At 41.9% G+C, this 21,581-nt stretch carries 19 protein-coding genes and 1 pseudogene; 9 read left to right on the top strand and 11 right to left on the bottom strand.

The features are described from left to right. Positions 1-305: 305 nt before the first annotated feature. The 3 genes from AC2VE5_RS01775 to AC2VE5_RS01765 form a co-directional block, all read right to left on the bottom strand. Entirely contained in the window at positions 306-833 is a 528-nt protein-coding gene (locus tag AC2VE5_RS01775) for a hypothetical protein (RefSeq protein ID WP_486886058.1), read from the bottom strand. Between the two features lie 71 nt (positions 834-904). Further along, the gene (locus AC2VE5_RS01770; RefSeq protein ID WP_486886057.1) at positions 905-1,330 is read right to left on the bottom strand and encodes a hypothetical protein; all 426 of its coding nucleotides are present in this window, start codon (positions 1,328-1,330) and stop codon (positions 905-907) included. A gap of 135 nt (positions 1,331-1,465) precedes the next feature. Beyond that, complete coding sequence (locus AC2VE5_RS01765) at positions 1,466-1,648, bottom strand: CsbD family protein (protein WP_486886056.1); 183 nt, start codon at positions 1,646-1,648, stop codon at positions 1,466-1,468. 225 nt (positions 1,649-1,873) lie between these two features. On the opposite strand from AC2VE5_RS01765, the gene uvrB reads away from it, so the two are divergent. Continuing rightward, on the top strand, positions 1,874-3,880 hold the full coding sequence (uvrB, locus tag AC2VE5_RS01760) for an excinuclease ABC subunit UvrB (RefSeq protein WP_486886055.1): 2,007 nt from the start codon (positions 1,874-1,876) through the stop codon (positions 3,878-3,880). Positions 3,881-3,900: 20 nt separating this feature from the next. After that, a pseudogene (locus AC2VE5_RS01755) lies at positions 3,901-4,479 on the top strand (Uma2 family endonuclease). A 45-nt stretch (positions 4,480-4,524) separates the two neighbouring features. On the opposite strand, the gene ppc reads toward AC2VE5_RS01755, so the two are convergent. After that, positions 4,525-7,536: a phosphoenolpyruvate carboxylase gene (gene ppc / locus AC2VE5_RS01750; protein WP_486886054.1), complete on the bottom strand. Its 3,012-nt coding sequence runs from the start codon at positions 7,534-7,536 to the stop codon at positions 4,525-4,527. A gap of 113 nt (positions 7,537-7,649) precedes the next feature. After that, complete coding sequence (locus tag AC2VE5_RS01745; RefSeq protein ID WP_486886053.1) at positions 7,650-7,874, bottom strand: hypothetical protein; 225 nt, start codon at positions 7,872-7,874, stop codon at positions 7,650-7,652. A 214-nt stretch (positions 7,875-8,088) separates the two neighbouring features. Here AC2VE5_RS01745 and AC2VE5_RS01740 point away from each other — a divergent pair, with 214 nt between their 5' ends. From AC2VE5_RS01740 to AC2VE5_RS01725, 4 genes are all read left to right on the top strand, one after another. After that, positions 8,089-8,505, top strand: a complete 417-nt coding sequence (locus tag AC2VE5_RS01740) for an STAS domain-containing protein (RefSeq protein WP_486886070.1) — start codon at positions 8,089-8,091, stop codon at positions 8,503-8,505. A 264-nt stretch (positions 8,506-8,769) separates the two neighbouring features. Then, the gene (locus tag AC2VE5_RS01735) at positions 8,770-9,195 is read left to right on the top strand and encodes a Mini-ribonuclease 3 (protein WP_486886069.1); all 426 of its coding nucleotides are present in this window, start codon (positions 8,770-8,772) and stop codon (positions 9,193-9,195) included. 205 nt (positions 9,196-9,400) lie between these two features. After that, positions 9,401-10,468: a 23S rRNA (guanosine(2251)-2'-O)-methyltransferase RlmB gene (rlmB, locus tag AC2VE5_RS01730; protein ID WP_486886052.1), complete on the top strand. Its 1,068-nt coding sequence runs from the start codon at positions 9,401-9,403 to the stop codon at positions 10,466-10,468. Between the two features lie 74 nt (positions 10,469-10,542). Then, complete coding sequence (locus AC2VE5_RS01725) at positions 10,543-10,839, top strand: DUF1816 domain-containing protein (protein WP_486886051.1); 297 nt, start codon at positions 10,543-10,545, stop codon at positions 10,837-10,839. A 29-nt stretch (positions 10,840-10,868) separates the two neighbouring features. On the opposite strand, the gene AC2VE5_RS01720 is transcribed toward AC2VE5_RS01725, so the two are convergent. After that, positions 10,869-11,699, bottom strand: coding sequence for an alpha/beta fold hydrolase (locus AC2VE5_RS01720; protein WP_486886050.1), 831 nt, complete (start codon positions 11,697-11,699; stop codon positions 10,869-10,871). A 29-nt stretch (positions 11,700-11,728) separates the two neighbouring features. Beyond that, positions 11,729-12,307 (bottom strand): Uma2 family endonuclease, encoded by a 579-nt coding sequence (locus AC2VE5_RS01715; protein ID WP_486886049.1) that lies wholly within the window; start codon positions 12,305-12,307, stop codon positions 11,729-11,731. 101 nt (positions 12,308-12,408) lie between these two features. Here AC2VE5_RS01715 and gatA point away from each other — a divergent pair, with 101 nt between their 5' ends. From gatA to AC2VE5_RS01700, 3 genes are all read left to right on the top strand, one after another. After that, a complete protein-coding gene (gene gatA / locus AC2VE5_RS01710) occupies positions 12,409-13,860 on the top strand; it encodes an Asp-tRNA(Asn)/Glu-tRNA(Gln) amidotransferase subunit GatA (RefSeq protein WP_486886048.1) in 1,452 nt (483 codons plus the stop codon). Between the two features lie 58 nt (positions 13,861-13,918). Then, a complete protein-coding gene (locus tag AC2VE5_RS01705; protein WP_486886047.1) occupies positions 13,919-14,782 on the top strand; it encodes an alpha/beta hydrolase in 864 nt (287 codons plus the stop codon). Between the two features lie 108 nt (positions 14,783-14,890). After that, positions 14,891-18,457: a DNA polymerase III subunit alpha gene (locus AC2VE5_RS01700; RefSeq protein WP_486886046.1), complete on the top strand. Its 3,567-nt coding sequence runs from the start codon at positions 14,891-14,893 to the stop codon at positions 18,455-18,457. Here the strand turns inward: AC2VE5_RS01700 and AC2VE5_RS01695 are convergent. The 4 genes from AC2VE5_RS01695 to glpX all read right to left on the bottom strand — a co-directional run bounded on the left by AC2VE5_RS01695 (position 18,454) and on the right by glpX (position 21,526). Next, positions 18,454-18,771 carry a hypothetical protein gene (locus tag AC2VE5_RS01695; RefSeq protein WP_486886045.1) on the bottom strand — a complete coding sequence of 106 codons (318 nt, stop codon included), beginning with the start codon at positions 18,769-18,771 and terminating at the stop codon, positions 18,454-18,456. The two genes, AC2VE5_RS01700 and AC2VE5_RS01695, sit on opposite strands and share 4 nt — an antisense overlap. Positions 18,772-18,778: 7 nt before the next feature. Next, entirely contained in the window at positions 18,779-18,985 is a 207-nt protein-coding gene (locus tag AC2VE5_RS01690) for a hypothetical protein (RefSeq protein WP_486886044.1), read from the bottom strand. 160 nt (positions 18,986-19,145) lie between these two features. Continuing rightward, entirely contained in the window at positions 19,146-20,429 is a 1,284-nt protein-coding gene (locus AC2VE5_RS01685; protein WP_486886043.1) for a glutamyl-tRNA reductase, read from the bottom strand. Between the two features lie 59 nt (positions 20,430-20,488). After that, the gene (gene glpX / locus AC2VE5_RS01680; RefSeq protein WP_486886042.1) at positions 20,489-21,526 is read right to left on the bottom strand and encodes a class II fructose-bisphosphatase; all 1,038 of its coding nucleotides are present in this window, start codon (positions 21,524-21,526) and stop codon (positions 20,489-20,491) included. Positions 21,527-21,581 lie beyond the last annotated feature (55 nt).

Genomic DNA, 21,581 nt, shown 5'->3' with positions numbered 1-21,581 from the left:
CATATTTGAGTGCTTTCTCCAACATTTCTTTGCTTTCAGATATCTCCACTTGGAACGGACGACTCATAACTTTTCCTTTCCCCTTACACTTATGCTAATTTAGCGCACCTTCATTCAGAATTGGTATTACTTATTCAGGATTAGCAAAGAAACTTTTGACTTGTCTTCTTAGCACTTAAAAATTCATAGCATAAGTCCGTCAAGAGCTAAGTTCTTGACGGACTTATTTATTGTTAATTTAACTTGCTAGACTTCTCAAAAAATGAGTCGGAAAACCTGGTTCAACTGATGATTTTTGGAGATGTCTATTGATGACGGCGATCGCCTAACCATTTTGCTGCCGCAATTCCTACTACCGCCGCTACTAGGGGGTTGCTCAGGAATTTAATTACTCCAGGCTTTTCTGCTAGTACCTCTTGGAAAATATCAGGATGACTATGGTAAGCAAAGGATGCCAGCTTAGTTACGTCATCTACATTCATTTTACTAGCATGATGAGTTGTAAGACCTAGCTGCTGTTGTAAGTCGCGCTCTTTTAGTCCTCTTTTTTCCAAATGCTTGAAGAATGCCCGTGCTACGTCGTCGCGCTCATTTGGCTTGATTTGAGCGATCGCTTTTTGTAGTTCTGGCTCTAATTGACCGGGGGGAATGCGATCGTGATGCAAAGATTGTCCAAATAATTGACGGCGTTCTTCATGAGACGAACGGTTGGCAAAGTCGTCAAAGTTTTCGTATTGTAGATCCGAACCCATGTCTGCATCGCTTAAACTTTCTTTATTTCCTTGCGCCAAATCATTCATAATTTGACGCTTATATTGATCGCTACTACTCATTTAATTTATTCTCCTCATTTACAATCAATAACTGCGGTTTTTTGTCCGGTTTATAATAAACCTTTGACAAATTATTTGTATTCAATCTGATTAGATTGAACATCATACTTTGCAGTCAAAATCAATTTTTTATCTGGGGCATACATCAAAACTGTCAAGTCTTGATTGGGGAAATTTTTGTGAAACCCTTGAGCTAATGATTTCGCTAAAGGCTTTACTTCTGTGGGGCTTACTTGGGGTGTAACGACAACTCCCAGTTTGTTGTTATCACGTACATAGGCATCTTTGACTAGCCCTTTACTTTTGCTGACAACCCAGTTGCCAAAGTCTTGCCCGCCTGCGCTATTTCCTCTTTCTATTTGCCCGTAATTGTTGGGACTACTAACTGAGGGTAAGGTTGGCTGCTTTGCTTGTACTGCACCGTTACAAGCTACAGTTGTTGTTAGCACCAATACTAAAGCTAATGCTGTAAAAATTCGGCGTAGTTGCTTAATCATGCGGAATTTATTTATTTTCAATTTTGACAAATTTTGAGCGGATTATTGCAGTAATATTCCGCTCTTTGACGTTTTCTTTTACTTAAAAAGCCTTAGATTTTTGTTAGAATATAGCCAAGGCTTAATAGCTATTAATTAGTCAAGCTTTTCTTTCACTTTATCTTTTGCGTCTTCTACACCGTGACGTACTTCACTTTCAGCTTGCTTTGCTTGACCTTCTGCTTTATCTGCTGGATCGCCTGTGACATTACCCCAAGCTTCTTGGGCTTTGCCTTCGACATTTTTAGCAGTAGCTTTAGCCTTATCATCTAAACCCATAATATTCTCCTTGATTAGCGATTAAATAACTTCAAAATCAAAGATTTGCTTTTGAAGTTGAGTTGTTATCTGTGTACAATCTACCTGCTTTTTGAAGTGGTAGACTTCTGCCAGAAGACATATTAGTTCTCTATGCTAAAAGAGGGAAAAGATCGATGATAGTTACAGTTATTAAGCTGAAAGTAATATTAATAAAAGTAAACTTTAAAATCAAAAAAAGTAATTATGGCAAATAATAGCTCATTTCAACTCCAAGCACCTTTTCAACCAACCGGGGATCAGCCAAAAGCGATCGCCCAGCTAATAGCAAATATTCAATCTGGAGAGCGCTATCAAACCTTATTAGGGGCAACAGGTACGGGTAAAACTTTTTCTGTAGCTTCTGTAATTGAAAAAATTGGCAAACCTACTTTAGTTCTCGCTCACAACAAAACTTTAGCCGCCCAGCTATGTAACGAGTTGCGAGAATTTTTTCCTGAAAACGCCGTAGAGTATTTTGTCAGCTATTACGACTACTATCAACCAGAAGCATACATTCCCGTTACTGACACCTACATCGAGAAAACTGCCTCAATTAACGATGAAATTGATATGCTACGCCACTCCGCAACACGGAGTCTTTTTGAGCGCCGAGATGCGATCGTTGTGGCTTCCATTAGCTGCATCTACGGTTTGGGTACGCCAAGAGAATATCTAAAAGCCGCTATTCCCTTGCAGATAGGAAAAGAAGTTAATCATAGAGAACTTTTACGCGACTTAGTAACAGTACAGTACCGCCGCAACGATTTAGAAATGAGTCGCGGACGCTTCCGGGTGCGGGGTGATGTATTAGAAATTGTCCCTGCGTATGACGATCGCATTGTGCGTGTAGAATTTTTTGGCGATGTAGTAGAGGCAATTCGCTATGTCGATCCGGTAACGGGAGAAATTCTTAAAAGTATTGAAGCAATAAATATCTACCCAGCAAGACACTTTGTCACTCCAGAAGAACGGTTAGAAGGCGCTTGCGAAGCAATCGAGCAAGAATTGAAGCAAAGGCGAAGTCAATTAGAAGCTGAGGGCAAACTATTAGAAGCCCAACGCATCGACCAGCGCACCCGCTACGACTTAGAAATGCTCAGAGAAGTTGGTTACTGCAACGGCGTAGAGAACTACTCGCGTCATTTAGCCGGACGCAGCCCTGGAGAGCCGCCGGAGTGCTTGGTTGATTACTTTCCTGATGATTGGCTGCTAGTAGTCGATGAGTCTCACGTCACCATCCCGCAAACACGCGCTATGTACAATGGCGATCGCGCCCGCAAGAATGTATTAATCGAACATGGCTTTCGTTTGCCTAGCGCCGCCGACAATCGCCCCCTCAAAGCTGATGAATTTTGGCAAAAGGTCAATCAATGTATCTTTGTATCCGCAACTCCTGGAGAATGGGAAATCGAGCTATCAGAAGATCGAGTTGTGCAACAAATAATTCGCCCAACTGGAGTTATCGATCCAGAAATTTTTGTGCGTCCAACGGAGGGACAAGTAGACGACTTACTCGGAGAAATCAAAGATCGCATCGACAAACGCGAACGAGTGCTAGTAACTACTTTGACTAAGCGCATGGCAGAAGACTTGACCGAATATCTGCAAGATCGGGGTGTGAGAGTACGGTATCTGCACTCAGAAATCAATTCAATTCAAAGGATCGAAATCTTGCAGGAATTGCGCGAAGGGGTCTTTGATGTATTGGTGGGCGTGAACTTATTGCGGGAAGGTTTGGACTTGCCAGAAGTGTCTCTTGTAGCAATTTTAGATGCGGATAAAGAAGGCTTTTTGCGCGCCACGCGATCGCTAATTCAAACTATTGGGCGAGCGGCGCGTCACGTCAACGGACAGGCAATTATGTACGCAGACAACCTCACCGATAGCATGGCAAAAGCAATTGAGGAAACGGAGCGGCGTAGAGAAATCCAAACTGCCTACAACGAACAGCATAATATTACGCCCAAGTCGATTATCAAAAGATCCGCTAACTCAATTTTGTCTTTCTTGGAAGTATCGCGGCGACTAAATGCCCAAGAATTAGCCATCGTTGACGAACAGGTAGACGATTTGCCTTTAGACGCACTACCCGACCTCATCGTGCAACTAGAAGCGCAGATGAAAGAATCTGCAAAAAACTTAGAATTTGAAGAAGCAGCAAAATTTCGCGATCGCATTAAGCGTTTGCGAGACAGATTATTAGGGCATTAGATATTAAGTGGGTAATTCCTATGCAATCGACGAATGCTATTATGCTCAATATTCCCAATTTGACAGCAAAAGAATTTATAGAGCTTTGTAAAGCCAATCGGGATTTGCGTTTAGAACTTGCTGCTAGTGGAGAGGTAATTATTTTGCCTCCAACTTTTTCTGGGACAGGAAAACAAAATTCTGGGTTAGTGGCTCAACTTTGGAATTGAAACGATCAAACGGGTAGAGGTATAGTTTTTGACTCCTCTACAGGCTTTACATTGCCCAATGGTGCAGTTATTTCTCCTGATGCCTCTTGGATAGCTAAAGAGCGATGGGACACATTAACCCAAAGTCAACAGCAAGAAGAATTTTCTCCTTTAGTGCCAGATTTTGTCATTGAACTACGATCTTTTAGCGATACGCTCAAAAAGTTACACGAAAAGATGCAGGATTATCTAGATAATGGCGTTTGTTTGGGTTGGCTGCTAGATTCTTCAACCAAGCAAGTAGAAATTTATCGCCTAGGGCAAAATGTGGAAGTAATAAACGCACCAAATACTTTAAGTGGTGAGGATGTTTTGCCGGGGTTTGTTCTAGATTTACAGAAAGTATGGTAATGCGATCGCAAGTAGAGACGTGGCGCTGCAACGTCTCTATTTGTTTCAACCTGTATTTCGCATTCCGGCAGCAATTCCATTAATCGTTAGTAACGCACCTCTAAGCAATTCTCCTTTACTGTACCGGGAATGAATTACGCCAGAAGTTGTACTACCAGATTGACGCAACCGTTTAAGCAGAGATACTTGTAAAAAGCCCAAGGGGACAATTGTGCCATTTCGCAACTGTACAGATCTTTGCAGCACCGGATCGCCATCTAGAAGTTGTTTGTGCGCTGTAATTGTCAAAACTAAGTCGCGAGTCAGGTAATATTCATTAGCAATTTGCTCAAATACCCTTTCCAAACGCGCTTTATCTTCTGGGTGTGACAACTCATCTACATAATGCTGCGCCATTTGGATATCTACTTTAGCTAGAGTCATTTCTACTTTAGAAATCACCATTTTAAAAAATGGCCATTTCATATAGAAACACCGCAGCAGCTTAATGTGATCTTCTGGCTTTTCTTGCACAAATTCTTGCAAAGCTGTACCCACGCCATACCAAGAAGGTAATAAAAAGCGAGTTTGCGTCCAGCTAAATACCCAAGGAATCGCCCTTAAACCACTTATATCTTTGTTTCCCGACTGACGACGAGCGGGGCGAGAACTAATTTGCAGTTGGCTGATTTCGCCAATGGGAGTTACTTGATGGAAAAAGTCGATAAAGTCTGGCTGTTCGTAAATCAAATTGCGATAATGAGAACGCGATCGCGCTGATAACTCCTCCAATATCTCATTCCACGGCTGAATATTATCAAACCCAGTCCGCAATAAACTTGCTTGAATTACGGCAGTAGCGACCGTTTCCAAATTATAAAGTGCCAATTGCGGCAGCGAGTATTTAGAAGCTAATACTTCCCCTTGTTCGGTAATTTTGATCCGTCCATTGATACTGTTACCCGGCTGCGCCAAAATCGCCTCATAAGCAGGTCCTCCACCCCGTCCCACAGAACCACCGCGTCCGTGAAAAATCCGCAAGTGTACTCCATACTCCTCTGCGATGGTTTGCAGGGCTTTTTGGGCTTTATGAATTTCCCAGTTGCTACTCAAAAAGCCTGAATCTTTGTTGCTATCGGAGTAACCGAGCATTACTTCTTGTAAGTCAAAACTATGTTCCCCTTTTGAGTCATAACCCCCAGCTAATAAAGCCCGATACAATGGCATCTCAAACAGGTTTTTCATTACTGAAGGAGCGCGTTGCAAGTCTTCTACGGTTTCAAATAACGGCACTACTTGCAGTGTTCCTGTCGCTGTACCAGGGTCAAATAGCCCGGCTTCTTTAGCTAGTAACAATACTTCTAGTAGGTCGCTCAATTCACGACTCATACTGATGATATAAGTTTGACAAAGATTAATGCCAAACTCCTGTTGCAAACTTCGCACTACCCGAAAGGTTTGAATCAATTCGTTCGTTGCGGGGGAAAAAGGCAACTCTGAAGGTATCAAGGGGCGACGAGTTTGTAGTTCGCCCGATAGCCAACTAACCCGCTCGGCTTCGGATAGTTCGTGGTAAGGTCGGGGTAATATTTGCAGATACTCTAAAATTTCATTGAGAGCATCAGCATGACGAGAGGATTCTTGACGAATATCTAAATGAGCAAGGGTAAAATCGTAAATTTCAACTTGAATAATTAAGTTTTCTAGTTCTCGGCAAGTAATGCCTGTTTCCTGAAGATTGCTTTGAATTAAACGCAAATCTGCTAAAAAATCTGCGGCAGATTCATAAATTCCTTTAACATCAACAGCGATTACTTTTTGACTTAAGTCTGTGCTAGACAACCTAGCATTGCGATCGCGTGTATTTTCTAACCTTTTCAGGATATAGCATAGTTTTAACCTGTAAGGTTCTTGCCGATAACGCAACGCTTGCGCCTCGTACACCTCGTTCATCTGCGATTGTTCTTGTTCTAGCGATTCCAATAAGTCGGGCAATACATCGCTTAAATGCAACGATAAGCTTAATAAATCCGTTAGGCGCTTAACAGACTTGATATATTTTTCTAGTACCATCTGCCTTTGATAACAGGCAGTTTGCCAGGTAACTTCTGGGGTTACTGAGGGGTTGCCATCGCGATCGGAACCTACCCACGAACCAAACTTACAGAAATTCTTGCTAGGCGGATTTAGGTGGGGAAAGCTTTGATTGATGGAGTGTTTGAGGCTGTGATACAGTTTCGGAATTTCGTCAAACAAAACTTCCTGAAAGTAGTGCAAGGCGTATTCTACTTCATCTAAAACTGCTGGCTTAAACTGATGTAACTCATCGGTGCGCCACCACAGCCGGATTTCTTCAGTCAACTGCTCTTTTAATTCTGCCGCTTCCCAGGAACTTGCTTCATCGACAATTGCTTTACCTTCTTCTAATTGATCGAGTTGTTGTAACAACTTAGCCATGCGGCGTTGCTTGTCGCGAATTGTATGACGGACAATCTCTGTCGGGTGCGCCGTAAACACCAGTTGAATATCAAGTTGGTCAATTAGTTGCTGAATATGCTGGGGTGGCACATTCATATCGCGCAAGTAAGGAAATAAAGTATGAAATGTACGCTGATTTTGGGGTTCGTTATGAATAGCTTGCCAATTTTTTTCTAATAAATCTGCTCCTACCCCGCCATTAACAAACTGCGGTTCTTCGGATATAGAGTCAAGTAGAACTTGTTGAGACTTTTGGGGAAAACGACTGAGGAGTTGCTGGCGCTGTTCGTAGTGCTGCTCGACAATGTTAATTAGCTGGAAGTACAAAGCAAAAGCACGCGCAGCGCGGATTGCTTCGTTAAAATCCAATTGAGCGATTAACTGACTCACCACCGAAGCCCCATCGTTGGTTGTTTGACCTTCTGGGGAACACAAGTCGCGCAGTTGTCCTAAAAGATTGACTAATTCTTGACCGCATTCTTGCCGAATTACCGACTCCCACAAGTCCTCTACTACTTGAAGGCGATCGCGCAAAAACAGATCGATGGGAGAAACAGTAATACCTAATACTTCATCAGAGGAGTGGAGGAGCGATCTCATAAGTATTTGTTCGGGTAAAGCCGGGAATGATCTAATAATTTTAGGGTTTAATTCCGATTAAAGTCGTTCACAATCAACAAAACTTTGTTCGCACTTGTGAAATTAGGTTAGTTTTATTCATTTTTTTCTGGAAAAGGGAGAATCGGCAGGCGATCGCCTCTAAAAACTTCTACACTAGCATCAGAAATCGCATTTAGAGCCGGAGTTAAAGCTTTACTTGCTACCAGCAATCCTAATACAGGCACAGTACCCAGTTGCAGCAATGTGCTAGTTGCGATCGTAAACAATCCCAAGTCTAAGCCGTCCTTGGGTGACGGTTGGTAAGGCGAATTAGACATCGTTAATTTTAGTTAATTATATTAGCAACTTATTGTGGCTCAAAAGCCCCAATAATTTTGTTTTCCTCTTAAAGTTTAGTTTAGCGTTCCTAACAGGCACAGAACTTACAAAGTTTGAATCTATCTGTTATTTGTTTAGAGGTTAGGCGTAAAGTAATCGAGTGACATCTTTTGTCTTTCTTTTAGCTGTAGACAACATCTCAGAAAAAAACTTATACTTAATCCTCAACTTTATGAACTACACCGCGAGGAGAGTATTATCGCCGAACCACTAAACCTAACCGTTAGCCTAAGAGGTACTCGTGAAGTCAAGGATAACTACCAGCTATTCCGCCTCACAGGTTTGTTAGATGCTTTTTCCGAACCAACATTTCGCAAGGTTATTGGCAAATATATAGAAGAAGGACCAATACATATCATTTTGGATCTTTCTCAAATTGATTTTGTTGATAGCTCTGGCTTAGGCGCTTTAGTGCAGCTTGCCAAACTTGCTCAAAGTGCTGAAGGAGGTACATTGCAAATTGTCACTAATGCCCGTGTCACGCAAACAGTGAAGCTGGTACGCTTAGAACAATTTTTGTCCCTACGCCCAAGCGTCGAGATAGCGCTAGAAAATACTAAGCAGTCTTAAAACTTCGACGTAGAGAACTTACTACCCGCTATCCGATTGCCAAATCTGGATAGCTTAATTTTTGTGTTTTTATTGCAAAGTTAACTGCCGAAATTGGGGGATCGAGCATAATAGTCAAGACAGCTATTATCTTCCCCACCACTTATGTGGAGTTAAGACACCAATAAATAACTAAACCTTTAGTAAAGTTACTAGACCAATTAATAAGAGGATAAATAATTTGTGACTGAGGAGAATAAGTGCTTAGTTCAAGAGTCAAAAGAATTGGCAGCCCAATCTTTACAGTTGATGAACTCGACACCAATGAACCCAGCACAAATACAACAAGTTTCACCTGCGGCTTTAGCCTATATAGGTGATGCGGTATACGAGCTTTATATCAGAACAAGCTACTTGTTACCTCCAAAGACAGCTTATGCCTATCATCAATTAGTAGTTGCCCAGGTACGTGCTGAAGCTCAGGCGTTACAACTAATCTCTCTAACTGCTTATTTGACTCCTATAGAATTAGAAATTGTCCGCCGGGGGCGTAATGCGGCTAACCGTCCCCCAAAACGAGTAGATGCCGAAATCTACGGGCGGGCTACTAGCTTGGAAACTCTAATTGGTTATCTTTATTTGACAAATTTTCCTCGTTTGAGTCAGTTATTGCAAAAGCTAAATTTACTTGAAGCAGAAGCAAGCAAATAAAAGGGATATTGAAGCTTTAAAACCTAGTTGCTCTCAGCACTTCAAGGCTATTGAAAAATGCTGCTAAGGAGGTTAAGCACATATTAAAATACATTAGTATACATTTAAAGATTCCGAAAATCAATCTTTCGATACTGAAATAACTTTTAGATTTCTATAAACTACTATCGATTCGGCTCGCCAGAATCTAATTTAACAAAAGCAAATGGCTGATAAACCTCATAAAAAGATAGTCTCTGGTAAACCATATCAAGGTAAACCAAGAAATACAACCAACAACGGTTCTAAACCCGTTTTAAAAAAATCAATAAATAATGGCTACGATCGCGAACAGTCAAGGCAGTCACTCAAAAACGTTAGAGTGAGCTTGCCCAAAGTTTCATCAGCGAACAGTAATCGCTACAATGACGATCGCTTCAAACCTGCTGCGCCGAGGAGCGATCGCGACGAAGATCGTTATAAACCTTCCCCATCTCTAGAACCTCCTAGTAGCACCGAAGACAGCGACTTGCTTTATGGTCGTCACACTGTACTAACAGCTTTAGAAAATCAACGTTCTCTCAATCGGTTGTGGATTACGTCGCGCCTGCGTTACGATCCCCGATTCCACACCTTAATTGCTCAAGCAAAGGACAATGGCACAGTTGTTGATGAAGTTGAACCCAAACGATTGGATCAAATTACCAATCGCGCTAATCATCAAGGCATAGCTGCTCAAATTGCTCCATATAGTTACAGTGAACTTAGCGAACTAATTGAAAAAGCCAAATCTAGTTCCGAGCAGCCAGTAATTATTGTTGCTGACAGCATCAACGATCCGCATAATTTAGGAGCAATTATTCGTACCGCCGAAGCAATTGGCGCGCAAGGCTTAGTTATTCCGCAAAGAAGGGCAGTAGGAATCACCTCTACAGTTATGAAAGTAGCGGCTGGAGCCTTGGAAACCTTTGGAGTTGCTAGGGTCGTAAACCTCAGCCGGGCGTTAGAAGAATTAAAAACTGCGGGCTTTTGGATTTATGGTACGGCAGCTAATGGCAGTCAGCCCCTACATACCGTGCAATTTAGCGGTGCGGTAGTATTGGTAGTCGGCTCCGAAGGAGAAGGATTGAGCTTGCTAACTCAGCGCTGTTGCGATGTCTTGGTATCAATTCCTTTGGCTGGAAATACTCCTAGCTTGAATGCCTCGGTAGCTACAGGCATGGCTCTATATGAAATCTATCGCCAAAGATGGGGAACTATACTTCACTTAGAAAACTCGAAAAGCCAAGCGTAAAGAGTTATAACAGGTTGTAAATTATGTTGACAGAGATTTAAACCACACTTTGTAAACAATAGGAGAGCAAGAAAATGAAAAGTATTTGGCACGATCTCAAAGAAATTTTGACTAACTTTTTTCAAGGGTTAGGCTGGGCATGGTGGGTTGAAATTATTACCCAAAATCCTCGTTGTACTTATTACTTTGGACCCTTTTTGAGTACAAAAGAAGCAACTACTGCCCTCAATGGGTATGTAGAAGACTTAGAACAAGAAGGAGCGATCGGCATAGAAGTGCAAGTCAAACGCTGCAAACCCCAAGCCTTAACAATTGCTGAGGATGTGGGAGAAAAAAGAGAAAACTACGTTAAGCCAGCTTTTAGTAATTAAAGTGTCTATTGTTAGGGGCATATTTGCCCCTAGTTCATCACTTCGGGATGGGTAGCAAGCCAAGCATTAATATCGCTATTTACTTGCTGGGGTATTTCCCAAGGAAATAAATGGGCGGTATCGGGGTAGCATTGCCATTGACAATTTTTGAGATATTGGGCAGTTTCTAAACTCGATGAAGCCGTAATATGTCGATCTTCCGCCCCCGCCAGCATTAAGCACGGAACTTGAATTTGCTCCAAAGCTTCTAAACGGTTATAGCCAGCTTTGAGAGCAGTATTGAGAGCGCCATTAGCCGCCGCAGAAGTTTGCAAAAAAGCCGACATGGCATCGGAGGCAAGATAGCGGTAGGTAGCAGGTGTGTGTTGTTGAACGAGGTAGCGGTAAAGGGACTTTTTGCCAAAGTTGTCAATATTCCACTGCCAACTAGGTTGAATTTGATTAATGATTGAAGCAACCCCAGTAAATAAATTATCTTGCCAGCTAACCTGTGGATGATTGGCCCTAGGACGTGCTGCTGTAGCAATTAAAATCAATCCCGTAACTCGTTCGGGTAACTTTAATGCTAGTTCCATTGCTAAGATACCACCCAAAGACCAGCCAAGGATAAGGCATTTTTCAATTTTTAAGCTGTCTAACAGCGCCTCTAGGTCAGTTAAATGGTCTTGCATGAGGAAATTGCCCTGAAAGCGACTTTTTCCATAGCCGCGCAAATCGGGCGCGATCGCCTTAAATTGTTGCGACAAGGGTTGAGTAAATACTGACATACTACTTCCCGAACCTGGATGCCCGTGCAAGCAAAGAATCGGGAACCCTTGCCCTTGGATGTAAGTATTAAGTTGATGAGGTTTAGAAGTCACAGAATTTGTAGGGTGTGCTACGTCGAAAATCAAGCCCAAATATCTTGTAAATCTAGCTCAAAACCAGGTAAAACATCTTCCCCAAATAGAGAGGTAGGCGCATTTTGAACTTCTACTGTTTGATTTGGAAGGTAAATTTCTACTTGGCGAGTTTCGGGATCGATTAACCAACCTAAGCGAGCGCCATTATCTAAGTATTCTTGCATTTTGGTTTGTACATCAATTAAGCGATCGCTCGGCGAACATAATTCCAGCACAAAATCAGGACAAATAGGCGCAAATTTACGCTTTTGAAACGCATTCAGAGCATTCCAGCGTTCTTGTTCGATCCAAGAAAGATCGGGAGAACGAATCGCGCCGTTAGGTAGCGTAAAACCTGCCGAAGAATCAAAACCCACACCAAGACGAGCTTGCTGATTCCACCGCCACAACTGACCAGCTAACCCCCAATTTTGCCTTCCTGTCTCGCTTCCGGCTGGTGACATGATAACTAATTCTCCTGTGGAAGTGCGTTCAAATCTTAAATCTCGATTGGAGTGACAAATCTGCTCAAATCGTTCATCGGTAAGTTCTATAGCAGCGTGGAGATTTAGAGTTAGGGCAGTCATAGCATTTATAGGGTTGACTTACTATTAAAGCTAACAATTTTTAAGGACGCTGGAAGAAGCGATCGCCTATACTAAATTGACTTATTGAGGAACGCGCTTATATGGCATCTATCCGCGAGTTGCACCATCAGCTAGTTAACAAAGAACGTTCGGCTGTAGAAATTACCCAAGAAGCTCTAAATCGCATTGAAGCCTTGGAACCCAAAATACATAGCTTTTTGTGTGTTACGGCGGAGCAAGCATTATCTCAGGCAAAAGCCGTTGATGCCAAAATTGCCGCCAATGAAGACATTGGCTTATTAGCCGGAATCCCCATCGGCATTAAAGACAATATGTGTACTAAAGGCATTCCCACAACTTGCGCCTCAAAGATGCTAGAGCATTTTGTCCCGCCCTACGAGTCAACAGTGACGCAACTCCTTGCTCAAGCGGGGGCGGTGATGGTTGGTAAAACTAACCTTGACGAGTTTGCAATGGGAAGTTCTACCGAAAACTCTGCTTATCAAGTTACTGCCAATCCATGGGATCTAACGCGAGTTCCTGGCGGCTCCTCTGGAGGTTCTGCCGCCGCCGTAGCCGCCGATGAATGTACCGTGTCTATTGGATCGGATACGGGGGGTTCTATTCGCCTACCTGCCTCTTTTTGTGGGGTTGTAGGGATGAAACCAACTTACGGCTTAGTTTCGCGGTTTGGATTGGTGGCTTTTGGTTCATCTTTGGATCAAATTGGACCTTTTGGACGCAGTGTAGAAGATACGGCAATATTGTTAAATGCGATCGCCGGATACGATCCCAAAGACTCCACTAGCCTTAAAGTCGAAATTCCCGACTATACCCAAGCTTTAAAAACTGACCTCAAAAACCTAAAAATCGGCATTATTACGGAAACTTTTGGCGAAGGTTTAGATCCGGTAGTTGCAGCAGCGGTAAATAAAGCTATTGAACAACTTAAACAGTTAGGTGCAGAAATAAAAGAGATTTCCTGTCCTCGCTTTCGCTACGGCTTACCTAGCTACTACATTATTGCCCCTTCGGAAGTATCGGCAAACTTGGCTCGGTACGATGGGGTTAAATACGGCTTGCGTACTTCCGATCCCGAAAACTTGCTATCAATGTACACTCGCACTCGTGCGGAGGGATTTGGTGCGGAAGTCAAACGGCGGATAATGATCGGGACTTATACCTTATCGGCGGGGTATTACGACGCTTACTATCTCAAAGCTCAAAAAGTCCGTACTTTAATTAAGCAAGACTTTGAAGAAGCTTTTGAGCAAGTGGATGTATTAGTATCGCCCACCGCGCCAACTACCGCCTTTAAAGCTGGTGAAAAAAATGCCGACCCTATTAGTATGTATTTGACTGATTTGATGACTATTCCGGTAAATTTGGCAGGTTTGCCAGGTTTAAGCTTACCTTGTGGCTTTGATGATAATGGTTTACCAATTGGCTTGCAGCTAATTAGCAACGTTTTGCGTGAAGATCAATTATTTCAAGTTGCTTACGCCTACGAGCAATCGACTGAGTGGAAAGATCGTATACCACCATTGAATTAAGGTGTGTTATCTAGGGGTGATAAGTCCAAACTTTTCATCCCTCCTCTAAAAAACAATTATGCTGAAGAAGCCTTTATTTAAGTTGCTATTAAGTACGGGGATTGTAGTTGCGATCGCTTATTTAGCTATTTGTACTTACTTATTTCGCCAGCAAGGGCGTTTTATCTTCTTTCCTTCCTCGGTCATTGAAACTACACCCAAGGCTTTTAACGTTGACTTTCAAGAAGTCTGGCTCCCTGTAAACACGGCTTCCGGTAAGGTAGAAAAAATACACGGTTGGTCGATTCCTGCCCCTAAAGCCAATGCTAAAACCTTACTATATTTGCATGGTAATGGCATAAATATCGGTGCGAATACCGCTCACGCTCATCGCTTTCACCAGATGGGTTTTGCCGTACTAATAATAGATTATCGGGGCTACGGGCGCAGCGAAGGTAGTTTTCCGAGGGAAGAAACTGTTTATCAAGATGCTGCGACGGCTTGGAATTACTTAGTCAAACAGCGACAAATTCAGCCTAGTAATATTGTTCTCTACGGGCATTCTTTAGGAGGTGCGATCGCAATTGATTTAGCCACCCAGCACCCCGAAGCCGCCGGATTAATTGTCGATAGTTCGTTTACTTCTATTGCCGAAATTGTCAATACTCGCGGTCAATTTAGATTATTTCCTGTTGATTTAATTCTCAATCAACGCTTTGAATCTATTCAGAAAGTAAAGCTTCTACAAATGCCCGTTTTATTTATTCATGGCGCAGATGACGCGGTAGTTCCTAGTAGCATGAGTAAACAATTGTATGCGGCTGCGCCTAAGCCTAAGCAGCTATTTATAGTTCCTAATGCTGGACACAATAACACTGCGGAGGTTGCAGGTTTAAAATACTTTGAAATAGTAAAAAAGTTTGTTAGGCAACTAATAAAGTAGAAAAATGCGCTCGTGTCAATTATTGCTTATAATGTATATACAGCAGCATTTATAAGCGCGAAAAATTACATAAATTAAGTCAATCAACTCTAACTATTTAATAAACCTATGTCTTTTGTTGGTTTACACATTCACAGCGATTACAGCTTGCTTGATGGTGCAAGTCAACTACCTGCACTGGTAGATCGAGCCATTGAATTAGACATGAAAGCGATCGCGCTTACCGATCACGGGGTAATGTATGGAGCGATCGAACTAATTAAAGTTTGTCGGAGTAGAAATGTTAAGCCAATAATTGGCAATGAAATGTATGTCATGAACGGCGATATTGAAAACAAAGCTCGTCGTAGAGTACCTAAATATCATCAAGTTGTTTTAGCTAAAAATACTAAAGGGTACAAAAACTTAGTCAAACTAACTACTATTTCCCACCTTAAAGGTATGCAAGGTAGCGGTATTTTTGCTCGTCCTTGTATCAATAAAGAATTACTTACCCAATATCATGAAGGGTTAATAGTCACCAGTGCTTGTTTAGGCGGCGAAATACCTCAAGCTATCCTTGCTGGAAGACTAGATGTAGCGCGAAAAGTAGCAAAAGAATATAAAGCTATATTTGCTGATGATTACTATTTAGAGATTCAAGATCATGGAATGCAAGAAGACCGAATTGTTAATGTGGAAATCATTAAAATTGCCCGCGAGTTAGATATTAAATTTATTGCTACCAATGACTCGCATTTTGTGTCTTGCTACGATGTAGAAGCTCACGACGCATTACTATGTATTCAAACTAAAAAGCTAATTAGTGAAGACAAGCGGATGCGCTATAGCGGTACAGAATATCTCAAATCCGCTCAAGAGATGAAACAATTGTTTCGAGATCATCTCCCAGAAGACGTAATAGATGAAGCGATCGCAACTACCTTAGAAGTTGCAGAAAAAGTTGAGCCTTATCATCTCATGGGTGAGTCTCGCATTCCTAATTATGAAGTGCCTGCGGGACATACGGCGGATACTTATTTAGAATACGTTACTTGGCAAGGATTACTACAAAGATTTAATCGTAAGTCTCCCAACGAAATTGAGCCAGTTTACAGAGAAAGGCTAGATTACGAACTAAAAATGATGCAGCAAATGGGTTTTGCTACTTATTTTTTAGTTGTATGGGATTACATCAAATATGCTAGAGATAATAGCATTCCTGTAGGACCAGGACGTGGATCTGCAGCAGGTTCTTTAGTTGCTTACGCGCTGCAAATTACTAATATCGATCCCGTACATCATGGCTTATTATTCGAGCGATTCTTAAACCCAGAACGTAAGTCAATGCCAGATATTGATACAGATTTTTGTATTGAAAAACGCGGCAAAGTGATTGAATATGTGACAGAAAGGTATGGTGCAGATAAAGTTGCTCAAATTATTACTTTTAACCGCTTAACGTCAAAATCTGTACTCAAAGATGTGGCAAGAGTGTTAGATATTCCTTATGGAGAATCTGACCGCATGGCGAAGCTAATTCCTGTAGTTAGAGGTAAGCCAACTAAGTTAGCTGTAATGATTTCTGCTGCTACACCAGCACCAGAATTTAAAGAAAAATACGACAACGATCCAACGGTACATCATTGGATTGATATGGCGATGCGCGTAGAAGGAACTAATAAAACCTACGGAGTTCACGCCGCCGGGGTAGTAATTTCATCGGAACCTCTAGATGAAATTGTACCTTTGCAAAAGAATAATGATGGCTCAGTGATTACTCAATACTTCATGGAAGATTTGGAATCGCTGGGGTTATTAAAAATGGACTTTTTGGGATTAAGAAACTTAACTTTAATTCAAAAAACTGTCGATTTAATTCAGCAAAATCGTCATATTACTATCGATCCTGATGCTTTACCTCTAGAAGAAAGGAGAGTACAAAAAATCCTTGCTAAAGGCGAAGTAAAAAAAATGCCTAAAGATGTAGAGAAAACCTACAAAATATTAGAAGCAGGTGAATTAGAAGGTATTTTTCAACTTGAATCTTCAGGAATGCGGCAAATAGTTAGAGATTTGCGACCTTCTTGTATAGAAGATATTTCTTCAATTCTGGCATTATATCGACCAGGACCATTAGATGCGGGTTTGATACCTGAATTTATTGATCGCAAACATGGTAGAGAAAAAATAGAATATAAAACTCCATTACAAGAGCCAATTTTAGAAGAAACCTACGGAGTTTTAGTCTATCAAGAGCAAATTATGAAACAAGCTCAAGACTTGGCTGGGTATTCTTTAGGACAAGCCGACTTACTCCGGCGAGCAATGGGTAAAAAGAAAGCATCAGAGATGCAGAAACATCGAGAAACCTTTGTAGATGGAGCCGCAAAAAATGGCGTAAGAAAACAAGTAGCTGAGTTTTTATTCGAGCAAATGGTCAAATTCGCGGAATATTGCTTTAACAAATCCCATTCTACAGCTTACGGATATGTAACTTATCAAACGGCTTACTTGAAAGCAAACTATCCCGTTGAGTATATGGCGGCGCTACTAACTTCAAATAGCGGCGATACAGACAAGGTGCAAAAATATATTGCTACTTGTTTGACGATGAATATTCCTATAGAACAAGTAGATATCAATCGTTCGGTTATAGATTTTGCTCCGCTTGAAAGTTCAATTTTGTTTGGATTTAGTGCAGTGCGAAATCTTGGACTTGGTGCAAGCGAATGTATTTTAGAAGCAAGAAATAGTGGTGGCGAATTTAAGTCTTTAGCCGATTTGTGCGATCGCGTAGATTTGCGTACAGTTAGCCGTCGCGCCTTGGAAACCTTAATCTTATGCGGTGGTTTTGACAAAATTGAGCCTAATCGCAATCAGTTAATTCACGACTTGGATATAGTTTTAGATTGGTCGCAATCTCGTCTCAAAGAACGCGCAAGCGGACAAGTAAACCTCTTTGATTGGAGTGGTTTAACAAATAACGAGCAAGCTACTAACAAGTTTGACTCGGTTCCCAAAGCTGCAAAAGTAGCTGATTTCTCGCAACAAGAAAAGCTATCCAAAGAAAAAGAACTACTTGGCTTCTACGTTTCCGATCATCCCCTAAAATCTATCCGTTCCGCCGCGCAAGTTTTAGCACCAATTAATTTAAGTGAATTAGAAGCGCAAAGCAAAAAAGCCTTACTGTGTGCGGTAGTAATGATTAGCAGCATTAAACCAATTACTACCAAAAAAGGCGATCGCATGGCGATTGTGAAACTTGAAGATTTGACAGGACAAACGGAAGCAGTGGTATTCCCTAGAGTATTCGAGCAAATTGGCTCGTTGCTAATTCCTGATGCGCGGCTAATTGTCTGGGGTAAAATCGATCGCAAAGATGACGACGGGCTTCAGTTAATTATTGAAAATGCTCAACTAATCGACAAAGTGCAGATGGTGATGGTAGAATTAACTATCGAGCAAGCCGTAGACTCTCAGCAGCAAAATCATTTAAGAAGCATTCTTCAAGAGCAATCTGGTGACAAAGAAAAAGCCAATACTCCCGTACTTGCGATCGTTACAGCCATAAATCAGCGTCAATTAGTCCGTTTTGGTCGTCAGTATTGGGTACAAAACTGCAATAGTGCGGTGGAGTCGCTTAAAGCAGCAAGATTTTTGGCTTATGCTCAACCTCTAGCCAATTTTAACTAAGCTAATCGGCATTTAAGCTGCATAATACAAAGGTAAAACGACTGAAAAGCAACTATGCCACCACCAGCCAAGAACTTTTTAAATCGCTCATTTAACGTCGAAAATAATAGTATTTTTGCTCTCAAGGGGTTAACATTTCTGCTAATTTCCGATCTAATTTTGTAGGAATCGTAAGGCTTAGTGGTTTCTTCTCGCTCAAATATTTCTTGAGGCAATAACTCCTCTTGAAACTGAGCCAAACAAGCTTGAGTTACATTTTCTTCGACAAAATATAATGTTTCTAACTGAGAAGCAAGTAGATTTGCTACTAACAAATACTTTTTAGATATACTTTTTTAAGCTGGCGAAAGTCTTTTTTTTGCTAACTAATTCTTGAGTCAAACTATGCCAGTCTGCATTGTTTATTTTTGCTTGCTCGTTTTCCCAAACTTGCTGACAAAGATAGAGTAATAGCTTTTTTAGCCGTAGAGAATCTTCGTGTTGCTCTAGCTCTTGAATAACTTGAGGTAATAAAGATAAGTTTTCCATGATATTAGGGCCTTATTTATTACCTCGATTGTATTAACGATCCCTCGATATTATATGTAGAAAGTATAAAGATTGAAGATTATATGCGATCGCACGATAAAAAATCCGTGCGGCTACTAACTGCACGGATTAAATTAGAAACTAAGATAAATTTATAGTGCTATATAGCTTCTCGGACATCTAAGTTAAACAGCATTTGTAGCGACTGCATACAACGCCGTCTAGCTTCAATATCTTGTTCCGCCCTTAGTTGCACCATCGGATCGTGAAGAATTTTATTGACAATTCCTCTCGCCAAAGCTTCAACTACTTCTTGGTGCTTCTCAGCAAACTCCGATCCTAGGCGAGACAAGGCTTTTTCCAATTCTTGTTCGCGAATAGCCTCCGCTTTATCCCACAAGCACCTAATTGTCGAAACTGTCTCTAGACTGCGCCACCAATTATCAAAAATTGCCACTTCTTCCTCTAACAACTTCTCCGCTTCCATTGCCATCTTGCGACGGCTGGCGTGATTTTGGGCGACTACAGCCTTCAAATCGTCTACGTTGAACGCTTGGACGTTTTCTAGCTTCTTTGCGTCTCCGTGGACGTTACGCGGCACAGAAATGTCAAATAACATTAACGGATGATTTGGTTCTAAAGCTGCTTCTAATTTGGCACGATCTACCAAAGGCTCGGTTGCTGCCGTACTTGTAAATACCAAGTCTGACATTGCTACCACTGCCATCATTTCGGAAATTGGTTGAATTTGTAAAGTTACTTGACTAAATTGCTTAGCTAATTCTTCCGCACGCTGACGCGATCGATTCAAAATTGTAATTTGTACCGCACCTTTTGCTAACAAATGCTGTACCAGTAGCCGCGACATTTTCCCCGCACCAATAATTGTCACTCGACAAGCTGCCAAGTTTTGGACTTTCATCTGTGCTAGTTCCACCGCCGCCGAACTGATAGAAACCGCACCCGTACCAATATTGGTTTCTGTTCGGACGCGCTTACCCGCCGTGATTGCTTGTTTAAATAGCTTATTAAGAATAGATTTGATGCCGTTGTATTGTTGCCCTAACTTATGGGTTTGCTTGATTTGAGAAAGAATTTGCCCCTCGCCCAATACCAAGCTATCCAATCCCGCCGCCACTCGCATCAAGTGCATAACTGCATCTTGATGAAGCAGAACAAATAAGTGTTGTCGCAACGCCAACATTGGCAATTTGCTGTGTTCTGATAAAAACTGATTGACTTCTCTGATGCCTTGCTCGGTTTCGTGAGTAACGATATATATCTCTAAACGATTGCAAGTGCTAAGTATTGCAACTTCCTCGATATGAGGATAACTACAAAGGTGCGCCATAACGCTTTCCATCTGTGGTTCTGGAATACTTAACTTTTCTCGAACTTCCACCGGGGCAGTCTTGTGACTTAGCCCCACAACCGCAATGTTCATGTCTCCTCCAAGTATCGGCTAGGAGAACATAGGTGTCCGTCCTCCTAGCCTTGTGCCTCTTATCGTAGTTGCAGCGACTTGACATTATCGAATAGATGAATCGTATCGACAAAGCGTGCTGTCTGGGATTGGTTGGAAATGACTAGGCTTTGAGTTCTAGCGCCGCCACCAAAAAAGCGAACGCCTTCCATCAAACTACCAGGAGTAATACCGCAAGCGGCGAACAATATAGTATTGCCCGACGCTAGTTCATTAGCGTCATATACTCTATCCGCGTCATGAATATTCATTTCCCGTAATCGAGCAAGGTTGCCTTCCCTGCTTTCACCAATCAAACCTGTTTGTACTACTTCTGGATCGTAGATCAATTGACCCTGAAAGTGTCCGCCCAAACAACGCATTGCTGCGGCAGAAATTACTCCTTCAGGGGCGGCTCCAATACCCATAAGGGCATGAATATTAGTCCCAGAGAAGGCGCAGCAGATGGCAGCAGAAACGTCACCATCGCTAATTAGCCTAACTCTAGCTCCAGCCGTGCGGATTTCTTGAATTAAATCTTTATGGCGGGGGCGATCCATCACTACCACCACTAACTCTTCTACGGCACGGTTCAAACATTCAGAAAGAATTTTGAGGTTATCAGTGGCGGATTTGTTGATATCTACATGACCTTTAGCGGCTGGAGGGGCAGCCAATTTTCGCATATAAAAATCTGGCGCGGCAAATAAGCCACCTTTTTCGGCAATAGCTAAAACTGCCATTGAACCATTTTGACCGTAGGCAACTAAATTAGTACCTTCGCAGGGATCAACGGCAATGTCAATTTCAATTAATTCATCTGGGTTGCAGTATGCTTTGGCATCTTCGCGGGTACAAATACCCACTTCCTCACCGATGTACAACATGGGAGCCTCATCGCGTTCGCCTTCACCAATAACAATGCGACCCCGCATATAAATTTTGTTCATCCGCTCGCGCATGGCTTCTACAGCCACTTGGTCGGCAATATTTTTCTCACCCTTACCCATCCATCGAGCGCTAGCGATCGCTGCTTGCTCTACTACCTCGATAATCTCTAGCCCTAATGTATTTTCCACGAAGTCTGTCCTCTAAACTGCCGATGAAGTTTGGCGATTTCAGTTCTCAAGTCTA

The organism is Aliterella sp. E5.1 (assembly GCF_057473825.1).
Note: the sequence above shows the minus strand (reverse complement) of the source record. Positions and strands in the feature narration are given on the sequence as shown.